This is a genomic window from Candidatus Tisiphia endosymbiont of Stenodema calcarata, assembly GCF_964030695.1.
In the GTDB taxonomy this organism is placed as follows: Bacteria; Pseudomonadota; Alphaproteobacteria; order Rickettsiales; family Rickettsiaceae; genus Tisiphia.
The window spans coordinates 540,365-560,181 of the sequence record NZ_OZ034911.1; the positions used below are offsets into that span (position 1 = coordinate 540,365).

The 19,817-nt window shown below is 32.3% G+C and carries 16 protein-coding genes and 4 pseudogenes; 10 read left to right on the forward strand and 10 right to left on the reverse strand.

Annotation, left to right across the window (positions count from 1 at the left end):
• Positions 1-26: 26 nt before the first annotated feature.
• From ACQH1W_RS02460 to ACQH1W_RS02490, 7 genes and pseudogenes are all read right to left on the reverse strand, one after another.
• Positions 27-140: pseudogene (locus ACQH1W_RS02460) on the reverse strand (AAA family ATPase); the annotation flags it as partial.
• 921 nt (positions 141-1,061) lie between these two features.
• A complete protein-coding gene (locus ACQH1W_RS02465) occupies positions 1,062-1,400 on the reverse strand; it encodes a hypothetical protein (protein ID WP_425361134.1) in 339 nt (112 codons plus the stop codon).
• A gap of 165 nt (positions 1,401-1,565) precedes the next feature.
• Positions 1,566-2,099 carry an NUDIX domain-containing protein gene (locus tag ACQH1W_RS02470; protein ID WP_375332948.1) on the reverse strand — a complete coding sequence of 178 codons (534 nt, stop codon included), beginning with the start codon at positions 2,097-2,099 and terminating at the stop codon, positions 1,566-1,568.
• Between the two features lie 18 nt (positions 2,100-2,117).
• Complete coding sequence (locus tag ACQH1W_RS02475; RefSeq protein ID WP_425361135.1) at positions 2,118-3,038, reverse strand: HaeIII family restriction endonuclease; 921 nt, start codon at positions 3,036-3,038, stop codon at positions 2,118-2,120.
• Entirely contained in the window at positions 3,039-4,067 is a 1,029-nt protein-coding gene (locus ACQH1W_RS02480; protein WP_425361136.1) for a DNA cytosine methyltransferase, read from the reverse strand.
• Positions 4,068-4,073: 6 nt separating this feature from the next.
• Complete coding sequence (gene leuS / locus ACQH1W_RS02485; RefSeq protein WP_375332951.1) at positions 4,074-6,584, reverse strand: leucine--tRNA ligase; 2,511 nt, start codon at positions 6,582-6,584, stop codon at positions 4,074-4,076.
• A gap of 38 nt (positions 6,585-6,622) precedes the next feature.
• Complete coding sequence (locus tag ACQH1W_RS02490) at positions 6,623-7,147, reverse strand: DUF3576 domain-containing protein (protein WP_375332952.1); 525 nt, start codon at positions 7,145-7,147, stop codon at positions 6,623-6,625.
• Between the two features lie 209 nt (positions 7,148-7,356).
• Here ACQH1W_RS02490 and ACQH1W_RS02495 point away from each other — a divergent pair, with 209 nt between their 5' ends.
• The 3 genes from ACQH1W_RS02495 (at position 7,357) to ACQH1W_RS02505 (ending at position 9,804) form a co-directional block, all read left to right on the forward strand.
• A complete protein-coding gene (locus ACQH1W_RS02495; protein ID WP_375332953.1) occupies positions 7,357-7,983 on the forward strand; it encodes a dioxygenase in 627 nt (208 codons plus the stop codon).
• A gap of 183 nt (positions 7,984-8,166) precedes the next feature.
• Positions 8,167-8,874 (forward strand): TlpA family protein disulfide reductase, encoded by a 708-nt coding sequence (locus ACQH1W_RS02500; protein ID WP_341763174.1) that lies wholly within the window; start codon positions 8,167-8,169, stop codon positions 8,872-8,874.
• 3 nt (positions 8,875-8,877) lie between these two features.
• Complete coding sequence (locus tag ACQH1W_RS02505; protein ID WP_341761233.1) at positions 8,878-9,804, forward strand: S49 family peptidase; 927 nt, start codon at positions 8,878-8,880, stop codon at positions 9,802-9,804.
• 229 nt (positions 9,805-10,033) lie between these two features.
• Here ACQH1W_RS02505 and ACQH1W_RS02510 read toward each other — a convergent pair whose 3' ends face one another.
• Positions 10,034-10,183, reverse strand: a complete 150-nt coding sequence (locus ACQH1W_RS02510) for an Rpn family recombination-promoting nuclease/putative transposase (protein WP_375332954.1) — start codon at positions 10,181-10,183, stop codon at positions 10,034-10,036.
• Positions 10,184-10,599: 416 nt separating this feature from the next.
• Here ACQH1W_RS02510 and ACQH1W_RS02515 point away from each other — a divergent pair, with 416 nt between their 5' ends.
• The 6 genes and pseudogenes from ACQH1W_RS02515 to ACQH1W_RS02540 all read left to right on the forward strand — a co-directional run bounded on the left by ACQH1W_RS02515 (position 10,600) and on the right by ACQH1W_RS02540 (position 14,061).
• Positions 10,600-10,854, forward strand: a complete 255-nt coding sequence (locus ACQH1W_RS02515) for a type II toxin-antitoxin system Phd/YefM family antitoxin (RefSeq protein WP_341763177.1) — start codon at positions 10,600-10,602, stop codon at positions 10,852-10,854.
• Positions 10,855-10,856: 2 nt separating this feature from the next.
• Positions 10,857-10,997, forward strand: a pseudogene (locus tag ACQH1W_RS02520) (type II toxin-antitoxin system VapC family toxin); the annotation flags it as partial.
• A 201-nt stretch (positions 10,998-11,198) separates the two neighbouring features.
• Entirely contained in the window at positions 11,199-11,408 is a 210-nt protein-coding gene (locus tag ACQH1W_RS02525) for a type II toxin-antitoxin system VapC family toxin (RefSeq protein ID WP_341763178.1), read from the forward strand.
• A 290-nt stretch (positions 11,409-11,698) separates the two neighbouring features.
• A pseudogene (locus tag ACQH1W_RS02530) lies at positions 11,699-12,787 on the forward strand (IS481 family transposase).
• Positions 12,788-12,816: 29 nt separating this feature from the next.
• Positions 12,817-12,915, forward strand: a pseudogene (locus ACQH1W_RS02535) (IS5/IS1182 family transposase); the annotation flags it as partial.
• Between the two features lie 195 nt (positions 12,916-13,110).
• A complete protein-coding gene (locus tag ACQH1W_RS02540; RefSeq protein WP_425360965.1) occupies positions 13,111-14,061 on the forward strand; it encodes an IS110 family transposase in 951 nt (316 codons plus the stop codon).
• Positions 14,062-14,265: 204 nt separating this feature from the next.
• Here ACQH1W_RS02540 and ACQH1W_RS02545 read toward each other — a convergent pair whose 3' ends face one another.
• Entirely contained in the window at positions 14,266-17,406 is a 3,141-nt protein-coding gene (locus ACQH1W_RS02545) for an N-6 DNA methylase (protein ID WP_375332956.1), read from the reverse strand.
• Between the two features lie 417 nt (positions 17,407-17,823).
• Here ACQH1W_RS02545 and ACQH1W_RS02550 point away from each other — a divergent pair, with 417 nt between their 5' ends.
• On the forward strand, positions 17,824-18,561 hold the full coding sequence (locus ACQH1W_RS02550; protein ID WP_375332957.1) for an HD domain-containing protein: 738 nt from the start codon (positions 17,824-17,826) through the stop codon (positions 18,559-18,561).
• Here the strand turns inward: ACQH1W_RS02550 and ACQH1W_RS02555 are convergent.
• Positions 18,455-19,789 carry an MFS transporter gene (locus ACQH1W_RS02555; RefSeq protein ID WP_425361137.1) on the reverse strand — a complete coding sequence of 445 codons (1,335 nt, stop codon included), beginning with the start codon at positions 19,787-19,789 and terminating at the stop codon, positions 18,455-18,457. The genes ACQH1W_RS02550 and ACQH1W_RS02555 overlap by 107 nt on opposite strands.
• Positions 19,790-19,817 lie beyond the last annotated feature (28 nt).

Below are 19,817 nucleotides of genomic sequence, written 5' to 3' on the forward strand. Positions count from 1 at the left end.
ATTTTGTGTCCTGAATCGGTAAAAGCTTTTTCAGGATCAGCAAACTTCAGTAACGCTTCTGCTCGCTCTGTAACTAATTTTGCAACAATATCACGTAATAAAGTTGTTTTTCCTGTTCCTGGTGGTCCATTAATTGCAAGAATTCCACTGTCTTTTAGTTCAGTCATGGATAAATTAACTACAGCTTGTTGAAGTAATACTAAAGGATGTCGTCCTAATCCAGGCCATCTTGCTGTAGGAATGTTTTTGGGAGAAAGAATACTTTGTAAAACAGAAGGATCTAGGATATTATAACGCTTTAATGGGATATTCACACCTAAATACTGCAAGAGGTTTGTTTGAACATTTGGCTTTTGAATTAAATTACTAGCTTTAATTAGATCATTTAGGTAAAAGCTGTTAAGTAGTAAAGTTTTAGTAGGGGTATCTTTTTTACTTGATTCATAAGTTTTGATAGCAAATTGTTTATTTATTAGCATTTCTGCTGGTATCTCAAAAGTATTAGTAAGGTAATTATGAGCCTCATCTATTACTATTTTATTCAAGGGAAGCTTTTGACCATTTTTATCTCTTTTACACAAGATTGCTTCAAGAGCTATTTCGGTATCTTTTTCAGTTGATGACCATTTACCTAAGTTTTTAAGATTTCCTTTTAAAGCTTGAGGAGCACCCCATGCAAAACTTGAAATATTAACAGAACTATCGTTTTTAATAAGATGACCATATTGATCTACAATAATTACCCCCATAATGGCTTCCCCTGATACATATTTTGCTTCTACATTTGTGTCACCATACTTTTTAGTTAGAGCGGAAAATACATTCTTAAGATTAATTGAACCTATTATTATTTGATAGAATAATTGGCGATAAGGAGGCAATTTTTCGCCGCCATTCTCCCAAGGTAGTGTATTATCTAATAAAACAACTAATTCTTTATTTCCTCCTACTAGGTCTTCTGGTTTATTAAATGATTGAGGTGTTAATATTTCCAAGACAGTCCAAGCTGATAAAACGTCACATGCTTCTTGCGTAGTTAATTTTTTCATTTTATTAGCAATTTAATGTTCTAAGAAGCTTGTTGAGTTGTTTTTATGAAATCGTTCTTTCATCCACATTTTAAATGCAGATTCTTGAGCATGTATTTTAGAGGTATATCCTTGGTAGTGGATACCAAATCTTGCTATATTCCATCCTGGTGACCATGGATAAACGGTAGCTTCTAGTATTGGGTTATAGTAATTTCCATTTCTACTAAGATACCACCTATTGCGTACGGAAAATATATGCCAAATATATAGTCGTCGTATAAAATATTTGACTACTTGCCACACTTCAAATATGAAAAATAAGATATACTGGAAAGCAGCATTTACAATTTCTTGAACTTTTTCACTCATCTCTCTAATCGCTTTCCAAGTTTCTGTATTAAACTTCTTATATTACACAGTCCATTCTTAGTGTATTACTAAAACCTGAGATCACTAAGTTATTTTTCAAGTTTTTGGGAGGAATATTAGTAGAAAACGTTAAGGAGAGCTTTTTTTGTTACAAAATAGTCTCAATTACAAATTGCTTAATAATTTGGTAGTAAATTGATCCTTTATAAGGGAAAAAAACTTTGGTTGTTTTTGTTCCTCGTATTCCTTTAAGAAATCATACATACCGATTGGCAGAAAATTTTTATGTGCTAGGTTGCTAAATTTCTCCCAATGGAAAGTTAAATGTTGTTCCTTTGATATTACTTCTTTATTTTTAGATAGGCTATGTGAATGTACTTTAAATACAAAAGACTGTTCATGAAATGGTTTCCCATTATTATCCCAAAGATTTTCTATCACTCCTATAAAATCGTCGATTATAGGGTTAGATATTTCAATTTCTTCTGCTAGTTCTCGTGATAATGCTTGATAAACCGTTTCCTGATATCTAACATGTCCTCCTAGGAGAAAGAGATGGCTACCACTATTTGCTACTAATACATAATCTCCCTCTCTTATATAAGCTCTAACTATAACATAAATTTTACCTGCACTAAGCATTATACTACAATATTTACTATTTTCGAGGGTATTATGATAATCTTTCCTTTTTGCCAAAGTTCTCCTGTAATATAATTATAAATCAAAGGTTTGCTGGTAAATTTCATTTGCTGGTAAACCTATAGCAGTTATATCAAATTTAAGAGATGGAGTTACTTTGCTTTCTGCATTGTGGATTCTAAAGTTGATGCTATAACCACGGTTAAATATGATGGTTTTTGAATATTGACCACCATTCTTATTGTTTATTGCATTAATACATGTTGGGTGCTTTGTACGTTTGATAGATAAGGTATTATTTAAATTAAGCCCTTGTACAATAACCCGTTTTTTTCCTTCTCTAATGATTTTGTAAAAATCAAAACGTCCAACGATAAAAGATATAATTGTCTTGCAAAGTTCAATCTCTTTTATCTCGCTGATGGCACACACTCTACTTATTTCATTGCTCCACGCATCCAATATCGGCCAATAAAAGCGAGATGGTTTATCAATAACATCCCTCCATAATGCAGTTCCATTAGAATCATTTTTAATTTTAGTTAACTCATCAAAGATTGTTGTGACAATGAGCCAATATTCATCACTACAGCCAAAGTCATCAATACTCCATTCTTTAATAAAGTTAGCTGTTCTTGATAACCTTGGATGTTTTAAGGCTTTGTGATTATTTTTACAAGATATGCCGAATGTTTTGCCATTTATTGTTATCAACACATCTCGTACATCACCCTGCTTACCTGCAGTATCACTGTTAAATGAAATTAATCCATTGTTACCGGATTCAAAGAAGCCCTTTTCTTTCAACATAATATGTTCGATGGCTATAGTAGCTGCATTCAGGAAATCAGATTTGTCCCTATTTGCTATTTCATAAAATGCTTTCTCATTAATTTCTGAATAGGCATTTTCTTCAATTGACATATTTGTTTGTAATTTAAGTGCTAAGCCTACCGCCCACTCAAAAGCTCTGCCATTATTTGTTTGCGTAGCCATTTATACCCCCAAGTCTTTTCTAATTGATTTGGCTACCCAGTACGCCAAATTTACTGGTACAGCATTACCAATCATTTTATAGCCGTTTCTGATATTGGTATAAATGAACTCATAATCATCTGGAAACGTCTGAATTCGTGCACATTCTCGGACTGTTAATCTTCGATATTTGTTTTCATGACCAGGAGCGAATTTTCTTAACTCTTGTCCATCAACTTTTATCATTTTAGGAGCTTGTGGATGAAATGGAATATGTCTATCTGTTGCTAAAATAGTAAATGATTGTTCATCCCAACCTCGCACTCGATTTCTCGACATAAAAATTGGGGAATAGCCTGAATCAATTAGCTCATGATTTTTAACTTTTATAGTTGTTCCAACTTTTAGATTAGCTAGGTTACCTATCGCTTGTTTTAAAGTGATTTTGGTTTCCAAAGGTTTAGGAAATTCAAATTTTTTGCTCAAAGATTTGTGATAACCAATTATAAAAACTCGCTCGCGATCTTGGGCTACACCGTAGTCACTTGCTTTTAACAATTTCCAACTAACCTCATAGTCTTCTTTTTTGAACATATCTATGATATTCATAAAGGATTCAATATTTCTTGAATGGATTATTCCATGAACATTTTCTGCAACACAAAACTTTGGCTGTACATGCCTAATAACCCTGATATATTCGTGGAATAATTGACCTCTTAAGTCATCAAGTCCACGCCTAGCACCAGCTTCTGACCATGATTGACATGGCGGTCCACCAATAACACCTGTTGCACCAAGTGGAATATCTTCATTTGGAATATCCAAAATAGAACGCCCATCAAACTTTGATTCAGGAAAGTAGTTTTGATAAGAAGGGGCAATTGTTTTATCATACTCGTTTGCCCAAATTGTCTTGAATCCAGCTTGTTCAAAACCAATATCCATACCACCTGCACCGGCAAATAATGAAATAAGAGTAATGTTTGAGGCAGATTCTTTTTGTTTTGCTGTTTTAACTGTAGCATTTTTATTGACATTGTCTTTCATCCTTATTCACACCACAATATTTACTATTTTCGAGGGTATTATGATAATTCTTTTGGGTTCTTTGCCACTTAGGTATTTTTGCACCTCGGGTAATTGCATTACTGTGTTCTGAATTTCAATATTGCTAGCCACAACAGCAAATTCATGCGTAGCTCTCAGCCTACCATTAACTTGGATGGCCATAGTATAAGATTCTAGTTCTAAGAATGATTCGTTGAAAGAAGGCCAAGGGGTTTGATATAATCTTTGCTTTTTACCTAATTTTTGCCAAATTTCCTCTGTAATATGTGGAATAAATGGGTTAAGTAATATAATCAAGATGCTGAAACCCTCTTTAATGCTATCAATACCACCTTCCTTGCCCTTAGATATTTCATCTGACAACGCATTAAATAGTTCCCGCATCCTTGCTATGGCTTTATTTAGCTTAAATTCCCTTATCTCATTGGTAACATGCTTAATAGTGTGATGAGTAAGCTTTGTTAGTTTATTTCTAGGAGTCTCTGTTATTTCACTATTAATTAGTATCTCAGCCATATTTTCTAACTTACTAATAAAACGGCTGCACCCTTCAAGACCATTTGCCGACCATTCACAATCTTTCTCCGGTGGGCTATCAGAGAGTACAAATAGCCGGATAGCATCTGCACCATGGTTTGCTAATATTGATTCTAAATCCACGACATTCTTTTTGGATTTACTCATTTTTTCTATTCGTCCTTGAAATACTTCTTCCCCTGTATTTTTATGAACCCACTTATTAGATTGTTTTGTTATCTCATTTGGGTACAACCAATTATTATTGGTATCTTTATAGGTAGCATGTAATACCATACCTTGAGTCAGCAAACTAGTAAAGGGTTCACGAATACTAAGATAGCCTTGTTCGTTCATTACTTTAGTGAAAAACCTTGCATAAAGAAGATGCATTACTGCATGTTCAATTCCACCAATATACTGATCAACAGGTAACCAATAATCACAGGCTTGTTTGTCAGTCATATCTTTTGTATCTACATTACAATAGCGGGTGAAATACCAAGAAGACTCAAAAAATGTATCTAACGTGTCAGTTTCACGAATAGCTGGTTTCTGACATTTTGGGCAATTAGTATGTTTCCAAGTAGGGTGTGAATCAAGAGGATTGCCATGCCCATCAAATGTAACATCGTTTGGTAGGATTATCGGCAATTGTTCTTTAGGTACTGGTGTGATTCCACAAGTTAAACAATAGATTATTGGAATAGGGCAGCCCCAAAATCTTTGCCTAGACACTCCCCAGTCTTTTAGTCGGTAGTTAATGGTACGTTTGCCTAAACCACGTTTCTCAAGTTCTTTTATAGATTTTTGCTTAGCATCTTGGACAGCAAGACCATTCAGAAAGTCTGAATTGATCATGATACCATCACCTGTATAAGGTTCTAAATATACGTTCACCTGAACATCCTCATTAATTACTACCTGCTTTATTGGTAATGCCATTTGTTTGGCTAATTCATGATCTCTTTCATCATGTGCTGGGCATCCAAAGACCGCTCCAGTACCGTAATCCATTAGTACGAAATTTGTTATTATAACAGGGATAATAATGCTAGGATCAAATGGATGAATGGCCAAAAGGTTAGTACATACCCCTTCTTTTTCAGCTTTATCTACTACAACATTACTGTCTAATTGCGAACATTTCTCAATGAAAGATATTATAGCGTCATTTTTATCTACTAATTGCTCAATTATTGGGTGGTTATAGGCTATCGCAACAAAGCTTGCTCCAAAGATAGTTTCTGGTCTAGTAGAAAACACTTCAATATTGGCATCATGATCCTGTATTTTAAAACTAAAATTTACTCCTTCCGATTTGCCTATCCATTTTTCCTGCATAGATTTAACAGAATCAGGCCAAGAGCCTAGTTTTGCAATTTCATTTAACAATTCTTCAGCATAATTAGTGATTTTTAAAAACCATTGTTTTAGCTGTCGTTTTTCGATTAAAGCACCCGAACGCCATCCATGACCATCTACTACTTGTTCGTTAGCTAAAACAGTGTTATCTACAGGATCCCAATTGACTAAAGATTCTTTTTGATATACTAAGCCTCTCTCATAAAGTTCTAAAAAAAATTTCTGTTCATGCTTATAATAATCCAGATCACAAGTTGTTATTTCTCTCGACCAATCATATGAAAAACCAATTAATTTTAGCTGATCTCGCATAGTTGTGATATTTGAGTAAGTCCAGTCCTTAGGGTTAGAGTTATTATTGATGGCAGCATTCTCTGCTGGCAAGCCGAAAGCATCCCAACCCATAGGGTGTAATACGTTATAGCCCTGTGATTTCATAAAACGGGCTATGCAATCTCCGATAGAATAGTTACGTAAATGTCCGACATGAATTTTCCCAGAAGGGTAGGGTAACATTTCAAGTACGTAATATTTAGGCTTGTCGCTATCGTTTGTTGCAGCAAAAGCTTTTTCTTCAAGCCAAATTTTTTGCCATTTCTTTTCAATATCTCTCATAATTTGTATTGTAAACTATCCTTATTGTAGCAAGTATATCATTCTTTTCTTTCAGCACTAATATATAATTCTCTAGATTTTCTTAAAATTTTATCTTCTATGCTATTAGCTAGGTCCGAAGTAGTATGATTGTCTAGCCAATTACCATTTTTAAGTGTTTGTTCAAATATTTTTACTTGGATTGCATCCGGGCTAATAACGTTATCTTTAATAAAAATATTTATTTTAAATCGAAAATTTGTTTGTCCTTTTGGACTATACCATTCAGTAATAATGACTCCACCGACTGAATCGGTTGAAGCAAGAGGTGCAAAACTTAAAGTTTCTATAGAAGCTTGCCATAAATATTTATTAACGTTACAGCCTACAGTTTTGGTAGATTCATTTTTGATTCTACTTGGTCTAAACACCAAACCTTCTCCTCCAACTATCGACCCCATTTCATCCATCTTTTTTTCTTGCACAGTTTTGGGATAGTCTCCATTCCTTGCAATTGTGGAAGTTGGAAAAAGAAATAAAGCTAACATTGTGCCAATAATAGTTTTTTTTAAGTGTGTTTTCATAAATGATTTTATTTTTTTACTATTTCAAGTAGTTTAGCTTTAGTGTACCATAAGAACCACGTGATGTAAAGGATAGCCCCGTTCTTTAATTAATAAAATAAATATAATATAGTTGTAAAAGAATAAAGGATACGATAATTTAAATCTCTATAAGAAAATGTGGAATATCCATCTTCTAATAGAAGTTATTAAACATAAAATGGTAAAAAATGAAAAATTTGTTATTTTTAATCTGTTTGTATTCCACTATTGCTATAGCCAGTGAATCTAAGTTTTACCCTAATAAGCTTAATTGTTGTAAGATCACTAAGAGTGCAATGAATGATTACGAACCGGAAGAATTCCAATTATCCAATAACTTACTTAGAAAGACAGGACAACAAGCAGTCTATCGTGGTACAAAAATTATAGTAAAGGGTAGATTATTAGACCAAGATTGCGTTCCAGTAGCAGATGCAAAAATATATTTATGGCAGGTTGGAAGTGACGGAAAATATCCATACATACCACTTCGTACTCGTATCAATAAAAAAATGCTAAACCTTGTAAGTAAATCAAGTTTTACCGGATCTGGCATCGCTACTACTAATAATAAAGGAGAATTTTATTTTATTACTATATATCCTAGTAGAGTTTCGCGTGAAACGCCTAATGTAAACATTAGAGTTGACCACCTATATCTTGGACAGCTACAAACAAAGCTATATTTATCTAATTCAAGGGTTAATTTAGAAAATTGCGGAGAAGTTAGTCATGCTTTGTCCACTGCACTAGATGGCATTAAAACGTATGAATTTGACGTAGTAATGTCGGGACGAACTTTCAAAAGATATTAATGTTTTGAGTTTTCACACCCTCCGCAACAATCTTCTGCAACTGGATTTCCTGAAGGTGGGTTTTCTAATGGTTTTTTTAATCCACAAGAAGTTAAGATTAAGCAGCTTAGTAATATTAGAGATAAAAAAATATTGTTTTTCATGATGATCAATAAATTAATTGGAAATATATTTGTTATTTATATGCATATTAAAAAATATAGTAAACGATTTTTTTTGATTGTAACATACTTGTTGATCAGCACTAATAGTTTTGCATTAGATCAGATCAAATCAGGTGTTAAAATGCTTGATTTATCTAGTGTTCCTGATACGGTAGTTTTCTTTGATGATAAAGGAGAAAAATATTCTCTTGATAATTTTGAAGGAAAAACGATATTATTGGTATTTTGGGCGACATGGTGTGCATCTTGTATTAAAGAAATGCCGGATTTGGATGTATTGCAAAAAGATTTTAGAAAGTTGCCATTTGCGATAATTCCTGTATCACAAGACTACCAAGGAATAGAAATTATCCAAAAATATTATAAAGATTATGATATAAGATATTTGCCAATTTACCATGATTTTAAGAATCAACTATTTAAAGCTTTTTCAATAGTTGGTTTACCAACTGCTATTCTAATTAATCCAGATGGAAAAATGTTAGTAAGTTTTGTTGGTACTATTAATTGGTATGATGAAGAAATTCGCAATATTATTTTGTCAAATATTCCTGGAAACCACCCAGAACCTAAAAATAGTTACCGGGAACAAACCCTTAATCAACCGGTTAATAAACAGTTAAAGCCTGAAGAGCAGGAAAACAAAGATGAAAAACCAAAAATACAACAGAATAATGAGGAAAATAATGTTTCTAATAATGCTTCTAAAAACGATAATAAGGAGTAACTAATGCACATAGAACATAATAAAAATTCAATTGCTGAGGCAAAATTTGATCAGGTAATTGCTAAACGTCAAATAGGTAAGTTAGAGCAATTACTTTCATTGCTACCTGGAGTAGGTTCTAAGGCATCAAAGCCGGTAATTGCTGTTCTTCGCCTTAGTGGGGTTATAGGTAAAGTAAGCTCAGTAAAATCAGGGCTTAGCATAGAATCGCTACATGAGTTAATTGACAAAGCTTTTGAGATCAAAAATCTTAAAGCTTTGTGTTTAACTATCAATTCTCCAGGTGGTTCACCTGTACAATCTGAACTGATTAGCAAACGTATAAGGTCATTAGCTGGGGAAAAGAAAATACCAATTTATAGTTTTGTAGAAGATGTAGCAGCATCTGGTGGATATTGGCTTGCTTGCATTGGTGACCAAATATATGCATCTAAGAGTTCAATTATTGGTAGTATAGGGGTAGTTTCGGCTGGTTTTGGTTTTCCTGTTGCTATCAATAAGCTTGGAGTAGAAAGGAGGGTTTATGCAGAAGGTAAAAATAAATCTATTCTCGATCCATTTCAACCAGTGCAAGAGGAGGATATTAAAATTATTAAGCATATACAAAAACAGATTCACGGGCATTTTATAGATTATGTTAAAGAGCGTCGTATTGGTAAGTTAACACAAGAAGATGATATTTTATTTAATGGAGCATTTTGGTCCGGGGAAACTGCTATTGATTTTGGTTTAATTGATGGTATAGATGATATGTATAGTTTCATAAAACAGAAATATGGTGATGTAACTATTAAATATATATCTGCTAAACAATCGTGGCTTAAGAAGAGGTTGGGTATGGTAAGGCAAGATTTTGTGCAAGAATTCTCTGATACATTGATTGAATCGGTAGAGAATAAGATTACTTATGATAGGTTTAATATACGGTAACTTTTAAAGTTAACCTGAATTTCACCGAGTTAGGGATAAGAATTAGTTAATTCTTATCCCTAATTGGCTTTAATATTAGTAAATACACCTTATCTACATGTCATTGCAAGCGAACATACGTGAGCGTGGCAATCCATGAAGCTTGTCATATAGCTAAACTGGAAAGGTTTCAGCCAAAAAACCGTCATTGCGAGTAAGCTTTGGTTCAATAAAGCTTGCGTTTTCTACTTTATAAAGAAGAAATATCAATTATAGCCAGCACATCCTTAGGCAAATGAGTTTTAAGAAAATCATAAGCTACTCTAGGATTTTCCATTGCTACTTTAACAATTTCATCATGCTTCGGCTTCTTTGATTTTTTGGATTTCTTTGAGACCATTATGATAATTTATTATTAGTTTTTTTGTTTGCTATGCTTGAGTACCAAACAAATTAGGTTGTATATGTTTACTTTCAGTAGGTATAATTGCCTATTACTTATTCAATATATGATTTACTAGCAATTGACAAGCTTATTGTTATTTGTTAGCATTAAAGACTACCATAATATTATTTAAAAAACAAATCCATTACAACTGAACTAAAATAGCAAATATGCAATCTCAAGATACTAACGATTTACGTAAAATAGCCGATATTATTAATAAGCTAAGTGAAAATGATATAGCAGCTTTTCATATTGATGTACTTTGCTGACTATAAAAATAATATTCTCTAATTTCGTACATGTATTATAGCATTTTTTTAAAGTACTAATTATAATAAAACTAGACAATAAACTAGGTAATTCCTTTTATGCAAAATTCAATTACAGCTTTTGATGCTAAAACTCATTTTTCTAAAATATTAGACCGAGCTAGCAAGGGTGAGGAAATATTGGTTACAAGGAGAGGAAAAGCTGCTGCAAAGATTGTCCCAATTAATACTATACAAGATATTGAAATTGCAGAAATGGCAGCTGTAAGACTTAGAAAACTTGCTAAAGAAATTAATTTACAACCATCTGACTTAGAAGAATGGAAAAAATATAGAGATGTAGGAAAAAAGTAACTATGACATCTTTTGTTTTAGATTCTTCAACTACCCTTTCGTGGTTTATGCCTAACGAGACAGCCTCTTTAGATTTATTAAAAAAAACTGTGAAAGAAGGTGCAATTGTTCCAACTATTTGGTTACTTGAAATAGGTAATGTTTTATTAGACTTCTTTCGAAACTCGCTTATGCTGAGGGATTTGAAGGAGACGCGGAACGCAGAACCGCAGCGTACTCTAATGTACGTGAGGATTCGAGTACCGCATCGACGTACAAATCACCAGCAGAAGTAGAGTTTCGAAAGAAGTCTATTATGTGCGGAGCGTGCTAAGCGTATTACTGTAACTCAACGTAAACAAGCAATGTATATTTTAAAAGATCTTCCAATAAAAGTTGATCAAACAAGGTTAGAACATGCTTGGTTTGAAACAATGGAATTAGCAGAGTATCATGGATTAACATTGTATGACGCTAGTTATTTAGAATTAGCATTACATTATAACTTACCACTAGCGACCTCTGATAACTTACTAAAGCGTGCTAGTCAAGCTAGAGGAATTGTTATTATATAGGCTACCATAAAGCTATTACATATAGATTATGATAAAATATGAATCTTTAAGAAAAAATTACTCTTAAATCCTGAAGTACAGAAGGAATATGAAGCATCAGCTTTGGAGTATGAGGTAGCTTATGCTTTGATATTAGCAAGAGTAAAGGCTAATATGACTCAAAGCGAGGTAGCAGAAAAAATTGTAAAAGTAAAGACTTGATCTGACAGTTTGGAGTTGTTGGGTACGAAAATATGGAATAAAATCGTACCCAGCAAATTTTAACAACCTCTTATTAAGGAGACTGTCAGATGACAACATATCAAGAAAAAATCATAAAACCAAGAATTGGTTTATTACAATTAGCAGAACAACTAGGAAACGTATAGCAAGCTTGTAAAGTAATGGGCTATAGCAGAGATACATTTTACCGTGCAACCTATAAGGAACTGCATGAACAAGGTGGAGCAGAATCTTTGTTTGAGATGACTAGAAAGAAGCCATGTTTGAAGAATCGTGTTCCATCTAATATCGAGGATGCAGTAGTTAATATAGCTGTTGAATTTCCTGCTTATGGTCAGGAACGTACTGCTAATGAATTACGTAGGAGAGGTATCGTTATCTTTGGAGGTGGAGTAAGGTCTGTTTGGCTACGTCATGATCTAGAGAATTTCAAAAAACGTCTAAAAGCATTGGATGCTAAAGTTGCAAATGCTGGTATTATTTTGAGTGATGCACAACTTGTTGCACTTGAGAAAATCAAGAATAAACGTGAAGCAACTGGTGAGATTGAAACCATGCATCCTGGTTACCTTGGCTCTCAAGATACCTATTATGTTGGAAACATTAAAGGCATAGGACGTATCTACCAACAAACCTTTGTAGACACTTATTCTAGGGTAGCTATTTGTAAGCTTTATACCGAGAAAACAGCTATTACTACAGCAGACCATTTGAATGATAGGGTTATTCCATTTTTTGAAAAGTATAATATCCCTTTGCTTCGAATACTTACAGATAGAGGCACGTAATATTGTGGTAAACCTGAGAATCATGCTTATCAACTATATCTTGGTATTGAGAATATAGATCATTCTAGAACTAAAGCATATAGCCCTCAAACTAATGGTATATGTGAGCGTTTTCACAAAACTATGCAGGAAGAGTGCTATCACATTCTATTCCGTAAAAAGCTCTATAATACATTAGATGAGTTACAAGCTGATATAGATACTTGGCTTACAAATTATAATAACGAAAGGTCTCATTCAGGTAAACATTGTTTTGGTAAAACACCAATGCAAACTTTTAGAGATTCACTTTATATTGCTAAAGATAAAAATATTAGTAATATAGAGAGAATATCAGACAACTTGGCTATTACTTATCAAGCTGCCTGATTATTACTTATTGTCAGATTAAGTCGTAACTAGTACATTTTAGGCGTATATTTTCTAGATTTGATAAAGCCCCAGCCACTTTTTTAGCTTTTCTAAATTTCGTTGGAACTTTAATATGGTTACGTTAAAATTTTTGTCAACAGAACCTAGGTTCTTATATCTTTAAATTATGATATAAGTAATTGTAAGAGGGTGACTTGATAGGTTCTTGATTGAAATAATCGTGCACAGAATAAGTACCCTCTTACAAGGTTTGCTTTGAACAAATTGCAGAAGGTGCTGGAAGCAGCAGCCTTGCACAATAAGATGAAGGAGATTATATCATGAGTAAAATAATAGGTCTAGATGTAAGTAAAAAATGGTTAGATATATGTTTATATGAGTCTAACAATAAACCGATATATAATCGTTTTTCCAATGATAAGTTAGGGCATGAAGAACTGATAAAATTAATAAAAGAGCAAGAAATTAAGATAATAGTATGTGAGCCTACTGGAGGTTATGAAGCAGAGATTTGCCAAGAATTGTATAATAATAAGCAACAAATACATAAGGTCAATACCTATAGTTTTAATTCATTTAGTAAATCGGTGAATTTGTGTAAAACTGATAAGAAGGACGCATTTAAATTAGCATATTATGGCGATAAGATGCAACTTACAGCTAATTATTTATATCAAGTTGAATCAGAGACTTTGAAGAGATATCAGCAAAGGCGAGAAGATTTAGTATTAATGCTTAGCAATGAAAAGAAGAGGCTACATCATAGTATTGATGGCATTGATAAAGAGAGTATAGAAAAACTCATTAAATTTTTACAGAATGAAATAGCTGAGCTTGATAAGAAATTAAATGAGGTAATAGATGAATCAGAAGAGTTGAAAGAGAAGGTAAAAATATTAGAGAGTGTGCCTGGTATTGGTAAATGCGTAGCTAAAAAACTAATTAGTTTTTTACCTGAATTAGGAAATAAAAATTATAGTAGTAACGAATTGTCAGCAATTGTGGGGATAGCTCCTTATGCTCGTGATAGTGGTAATAAGCAAGGACGAAGATTTATTAGAGGTGGCAGGAAAATACCACGAGATGCTTTATACATGGTGGTATTGGCGGGGAAAAATGGTGTCAAAAATAGTTTTCAATATTTAAAAGCTTTATATGATAGGCTTGTTAACAATTTTAAACCTAAAAAGGTTGCTATAGTTGCGTGCATGCGTAAACTACTTGAAGTGTGCCATAAACTTATTCAACAAAAACGTTGTTTTGTTATTTAGATAAATATTTTTTATTTTTTTGAAAATTTAGATAAAAGATAATTGCTGTTCACAGCCTAACAGCAATCCTCTGCCCCCTCAAATTGACTCTGCAAATATTTGCACGAATAATTGGTATGCTTGCGTAGTTCATTGCACTTCTTGAGCTTGCTCACTCCTTGTTTTTCGTTCCAATTCTTTAAATCATTTGAGTATAGATTAAAATTATAAACCAATATCAACTTTTATATTTTCTATTTTTTCAAGTTCTCTTTTTATATTATTTTTTATTTCTTCGATTTTACGATATTTTTCTGCTATCTCCTTTTGTTTTAGTAAATCAAATTCACCTGTTACAGTAATTGGGATTTTGATTTCAATATTTTTAATTTTGCTTTTTCCGGCTTTATTTGCAAATCCAAAATTCTTAGTAGTCAATTCATTCTCTATGGTATATTTTAAGTATAGTTTATTACAATCTTTAAATTTATCTCGTAAAATTAGAGGTATAACTTTTTCGGACAAAGAAAATCTATTTAATCTTAGAAAGATTTTACCAATTGAACCATCAATATTCCAAGTTAGACAATCTTCAAAATATTTTACCCCTTTTAGATTATCTTTAATATAACCATAATCAATAGCATTTTCATCTTTTGAAGCACTATACACAGGAATATTGCCCTTATTTTTTTTAATAAAGGATTTTGTAAATTTACTGCTATTTGTTTTTTGAGATAAATCAAAAAGATTATCTATTGTGATACTTTGGCAATATTCGGTTTCATTATCAATTTTGATAACAAGTTGATCTATTTTATGTTTATATTCCTCAACTTCTTGCTTAATTCCAGAGATTACTTGATATTTCTCTGCTATCTCCTTTTGCTTTTGTAAATCAAATTCACCTGTTGCAGTAATTGGGATTTTGACTTCAATATTTCTTGTTCTTTCTATGGTTGGCTTATATTCCCAGTTAAAGTTATTTTTATCTAATACTTTTTGTAATTCAAACGATAGATATAAACAATCAAGATTATCACATTTTGGGATATACAATCTTGCATCTCCATTTATGCTAAATTTATGTTTTAACCTATAAAAAATTGTGCCAGCATAATATCCATTGGTAGTAATCTGGATAGATTCAACATCATGATCAAAATGATTTATATAACCTAAAACACCATCTTGTTTTGTATTTGCTGAGTAGATAGGATACAAACCTTTATGTTCCTTTATATAAGTCTTAGTGTATTTTGCCATTCCTTTTTTTATATTAAAAATATCCTCTATTTTTACATTTTGGCAATATTTAATTTCGTCATTAATTTTATGAAATCCAATATCTTGCAAAGATGTAGTAAACTCATTACAGCTCGTTACTAAATCGCTAATTATATCACTAAACTCACTAATTGAAACTACTTGGTCTATTCCTTCAATGCCTAATTCAATTTTTTCTTCTTTACTCCACCATCTTTCTACAGACCAATTTTTATCACTGTCAAATTCATTTATCGAAACTATCTTACACCTCTTATCATGATTAAGAGTTGCAAAATACTTCTTATTGCCCTTAAAAGCATTATATAAATTAACAGCTTCTTTTAAGTCATCTTGCTCAATATCAAATCTGTAGATATCTCTACTTTCACCTATTTCACTGACCAAATAAGTGAATACAGGATCAGTTTGAATATCAGAAATATCAGATTTTTTTGTAATTGCTAAAATATAGGTCTTTTTTTGTGTTGTAAAAAATGTCTTTAATGGCAAAGAAATAATTGCGTCAATATAACAACTATCTAAAATATATTGCCTTAAATTTTTATCATTCTGTCTATTAAAGATACCGTCAGGTACAACTATAAAAGCCTTGCCACCTTTTTTTAGAGCTTTAATGATCCACTCCATAAAAAGCCCTTCAATACCCATGGCATTGATTTTATAGTGATTTTTTAAAGTAAGATTCTTAGATATTTCTTTTTTTAAATTACTACTCCCACTAGTAACATAAGGAGGATTTGTTAAAATTAAGTCATATTTCTCTTCTGCAACATCAGAAAGAGTACCAAGTATTGAGTTTGTTTTTAAAATAAAACTCTCATTAAATATTTTGGCAAATTCTCTAGTTAGTCCAATATTATCTTTTATCAGTTCACAAAAATAAATAAGCATATTGGCTTTTGCTAAAATGATGGTTTTTTGTTCATCTTTATCAAAACCTTTATCAAAGCCAACTATTTTAACTTTTTGTATTATTTTATTGTTTTCAACTTTAAACAGCTTATAAAGATTGTCTTTTATAAATTCTAATGGAAATTTACCTACTCCGCATGCTGGATCACAAATAGTCATCCCATCTTTTAGTTCACCTTCTGCCATTTCGTTGATAGCACGAACAACTTTAATTGGAGTAAAAAATTGCCCCCAATTCTTCTTACTGATACTTTCTTTCAAAAAACTTTCAAAAAGCTTGCTTTTAAAATCATGGTCAACATGCTCAAGTTTTCCATAATCTCTAAATTTTTGTAAAACTTTTTTAAAGACTGTTCCGTAACCATCTACAGCTTTTTGTTCTTTACTGATAAATATGCTACCATTTATTATGGTGGTCTTGTCTAAGGCATTTTCAGGAAACAGTTCTTTTATCTGTGGTCTGATAATATTTGCGTAATGTTGCAAAACTGTGTTAGTTTCATTGCCTTCTTCATACATCCTGAGTAAAGTATAAAAATTATAAGTACCTTGCAATATTTTTAAATCACTTAGATATTTGAATATAAATAATTCAACAAATGTGTATAAGCAATTCTCAGGGGTTGCACCACTAACACTCCAAACATCTTGCCATATTTGTTTTGCTAAGTCGGTTGGATTGATTAGTTTTTTTGGTAAGATTTTATCATTTTTTTCATTTATTGATTGTACTATTTCATTGATAACTTTTTGCAAGTTTGTATCTGTGGAGTTAAAAAGATACTTAAAATCATCACCTTTTTCGTTTTTTACGTTATTACCAGTAGCAACATTAATCCATACCGTTTCTTGGGTATCAGTTGCAATAATTAATTTTGTTTTTAGTTTTTTGGCAACCTCAATTTCTTGCAAAATGGCATTATTTTTTTTATCCTTGGTATTAAAGTTTTCAGGTAGTTTAAATTCCACAATAGCAATAACTTCTTTTTGTTTTGTGATAATGGCATCAACTCTCTTGTTTGATATATCCCCATAATCTATACTTCTTATTATATCAGCTTGTTTTAAAGCACTAATAGTTGTTGCACCAATATTATAAAAATTCCAAGTCCCTATTTTTTGAGGATTCTTGATAAAATCTCGTTGCAGAAGTTCTTCGCTCATAATTAAATCACACAATTATTCAATAGACCTCTTGCGAAATTCGCTTCTGTTAGGGAATTTGTAGGAGACACGGAACGGAAAACCGCAGTGTACTTCTAGTGTACGTGAGGATTTGAGTACCGGTATCACGCACAAATTACCAGCAGAAGTAGAATTACGCAAGAGGTCTAATAACAAATCAAAAGTAGTATTATTGTCCCTTATTATATCCAAAACAAAACTCATCGACAATAGATATTTAAGATATTTTTTACTAATCTTATGAAATTGTCCAATAACGCGAATTCGGGTAAACTGTAATTTATACAACATAGGTTAGAAAATATGCATCTTTTTAAAAATAAAAAGCAATAAATGCTTTAAATAGTCAAAATTTTAGTTTATAATAACTTTATAATTAAAATATCATGGTTTCTTATGGAAGATGTTAATAACTATTGGGATAATTCAAAATACCAGTATTGTGCATATGCTGAGAGGTTGCTTAAGGAGTTAATTTTGCTAAATGAAAAAGTAAAGCAACCAATAAACATGTATGAAGTCAAAAAGGGCATCTACTATGCTAAAAAATATCATGGCAGTCAAATGAGGCAGTCTGGTGAGCCATATTACTCACACCCAATAGAGGTGGCTTATATGCTTGCCCAGTACACAGCCCTAGAAATTCCACGATTGTTTAGAACCGACATGATTGTGACTGCGTTACTACACGACACCATTGAAGATACACAACTTACCGAAAAGATGATTGCCTATATTTTTGGCAGTCAAGTGGCTAGTCAAGTGCAAGACTTGACTAGGGTCAAGCCTCATGGCAAGATTAGCTCGGCGGAAACACTAGATTTATTAATTCAACAAAAAAAATATGATGTAGCATTGATTAAACTTTTTGATAGAATTCACAATTTAGAAACGCTAGGAGCTAAATCGCTGGAAAAAGCTAAAAAGATAGTAGAAGAAACTGTAATACATTTTTTAACTTTAGCTATGCATTTAAAAATACCAACAGTAACAAAACGAATTATTACATTATGTTGTCAACATTTATCTATACCTCTACATAAGGCTTTTGTGGATAATTCCCGACCTCTTTCTCCAACTTTTCAAAATGAAATAGTCCGAATGCAAAACCTATGCAAACTGGAAGCAATATAATCATTATCCCCCAATGATGCCAATATTCAGTTAAGTAAACAATTGAAAAAGAGGTAACTACATGCATTAAGGCACGAGATATGGCAAATGTAAGGCTAGCACAGCTAAAACGTTTAAAGACAGGAAAATGTTTATAAAAGATTGGATGTCCTATATCAGGACCGGTAGGTACAAATAACATAACGAATAATTGCATTAAAAATATATCAAATGAGTTATTAATATTATTTAATAAATAAGGGCAAGCTAAAGCAAATAGACAAAATATTAATAACAAGGTTTTTGCAATTTTTAACGGATATATCCTATAACTTAAATATGTTAATACCAAAGTGCTTAAGAAGGAAAATATGGAGATAATGAAATTTTGATGGATGACTTGTTCAGCACTATAGCCAAAAGAAGTTTTTAACATATTTCCGCAATAAATATAAGCAAAATAAAAACATACGGGACACATACATTCTATTAAAAACAATGCTAAAATTGTTGTTTTATTAGCTTTTTCCTTCCATATTGGATTATTTTCTAGTTTTTTGAGATCTATGCTGCCAACATTTGAAGGCTGCTCAAAAGTTTTTTTTAGTTGACGTTTGGCATCAGCAAATTCCGGCGTTTCTCTAAGACTCTTTCGAGCTGCTGTGCCGATCAATGCTACGCCTGCTCCCATCCAAAATGCTATACGCCAATTAAATCCATAGGAGGTCACTAAAGATGCTATGCCTAAAGCAACAACTCCTCCTAAAGTACAAAAAATCGCAACTGATGAAACAGTTGGATATTGGATTGGTGGATTTGTAGATTCAGTTAAATAAAGTTTTGCTCCTACTGCCTCTCCCATAGAGGATATTCCTTGTAGTATACGGCATATGGTGATTAACCAAGAGGCTGTAATACCTATTTGGGCATAAGTAGGGAGATTAGCCATGGTAATACATGATAAAGCCATGATGATAACGGTAGTCTTACGCCCTATATTATCACCTAACCATCCAAATATTACTGCACCAATAGGCCTAAAAACAAAGGTAGAGCAAAAAGCTGTAGCTGAATAAAGAGCGGTAGTATGAGGGTCAGATTTTGGAAAAAACAACTCATTTAACAGTACAGCCATATGTACGTAGAGGAATAGATCAAAATACTCTAGGAATGTACCAATTGAAAGCAATCCAATAGCTGATTTTTGTTCTTTCGTTAGGCTTCTTTGTTCCTGCTGATATCCTATCATTTACTCACCTTAATATATTTATTAATAC

Coding starts and splice junctions, on each gene's coding strand:
- ACQH1W_RS02465 (WP_425361134.1), bottom strand. CDS start 1,400: ATGAGTGAAAAAGTTCAAGAAATTGTAAATGCTGCTTTCCAGTATATC.
- ACQH1W_RS02475 (WP_425361135.1), bottom strand. CDS start 3,038: ATGGCTACGCAAACAAATAATGGCAGAGCTTTTGAGTGGGCGGTAGGC.
- ACQH1W_RS02480 (WP_425361136.1), bottom strand. CDS start 4,067: ATGAAAGACAATGTCAATAAAAATGCTACAGTTAAAACAGCAAAACAA.
- leuS (WP_375332951.1), bottom strand. CDS start 6,584: ATGAGAGATATTGAAAAGAAATGGCAAAAAATTTGGCTTGAAGAAAAA.
- ACQH1W_RS02490 (WP_375332952.1), bottom strand. CDS start 7,147: ATGAAAACACACTTAAAAAAAACTATTATTGGCACAATGTTAGCTTTA.
- ACQH1W_RS02495 (WP_375332953.1), top strand. CDS start 7,357: ATGAAAAATTTGTTATTTTTAATCTGTTTGTATTCCACTATTGCTATA.
- ACQH1W_RS02500 (WP_341763174.1), top strand. CDS start 8,167: ATGCATATTAAAAAATATAGTAAACGATTTTTTTTGATTGTAACATAC.
- ACQH1W_RS02505 (WP_341761233.1), top strand. CDS start 8,878: ATGCACATAGAACATAATAAAAATTCAATTGCTGAGGCAAAATTTGAT.
- ACQH1W_RS02510 (WP_375332954.1), bottom strand. CDS start 10,183: ATGGTCTCAAAGAAATCCAAAAAATCAAAGAAGCCGAAGCATGATGAA.
- ACQH1W_RS02515 (WP_341763177.1), top strand. CDS start 10,600: ATGCAAAATTCAATTACAGCTTTTGATGCTAAAACTCATTTTTCTAAA.
- ACQH1W_RS02525 (WP_341763178.1), top strand. CDS start 11,199: ATGTATATTTTAAAAGATCTTCCAATAAAAGTTGATCAAACAAGGTTA.
- ACQH1W_RS02540 (WP_425360965.1), top strand. CDS start 13,111: ATGAGTAAAATAATAGGTCTAGATGTAAGTAAAAAATGGTTAGATATA.
- ACQH1W_RS02545 (WP_375332956.1), bottom strand. CDS start 17,406: ATGAGCGAAGAACTTCTGCAACGAGATTTTATCAAGAATCCTCAAAAA.
- ACQH1W_RS02550 (WP_375332957.1), top strand. CDS start 17,824: ATGGAAGATGTTAATAACTATTGGGATAATTCAAAATACCAGTATTGT.
- ACQH1W_RS02555 (WP_425361137.1), bottom strand. CDS start 19,789: ATGATAGGATATCAGCAGGAACAAAGAAGCCTAACGAAAGAACAAAAA.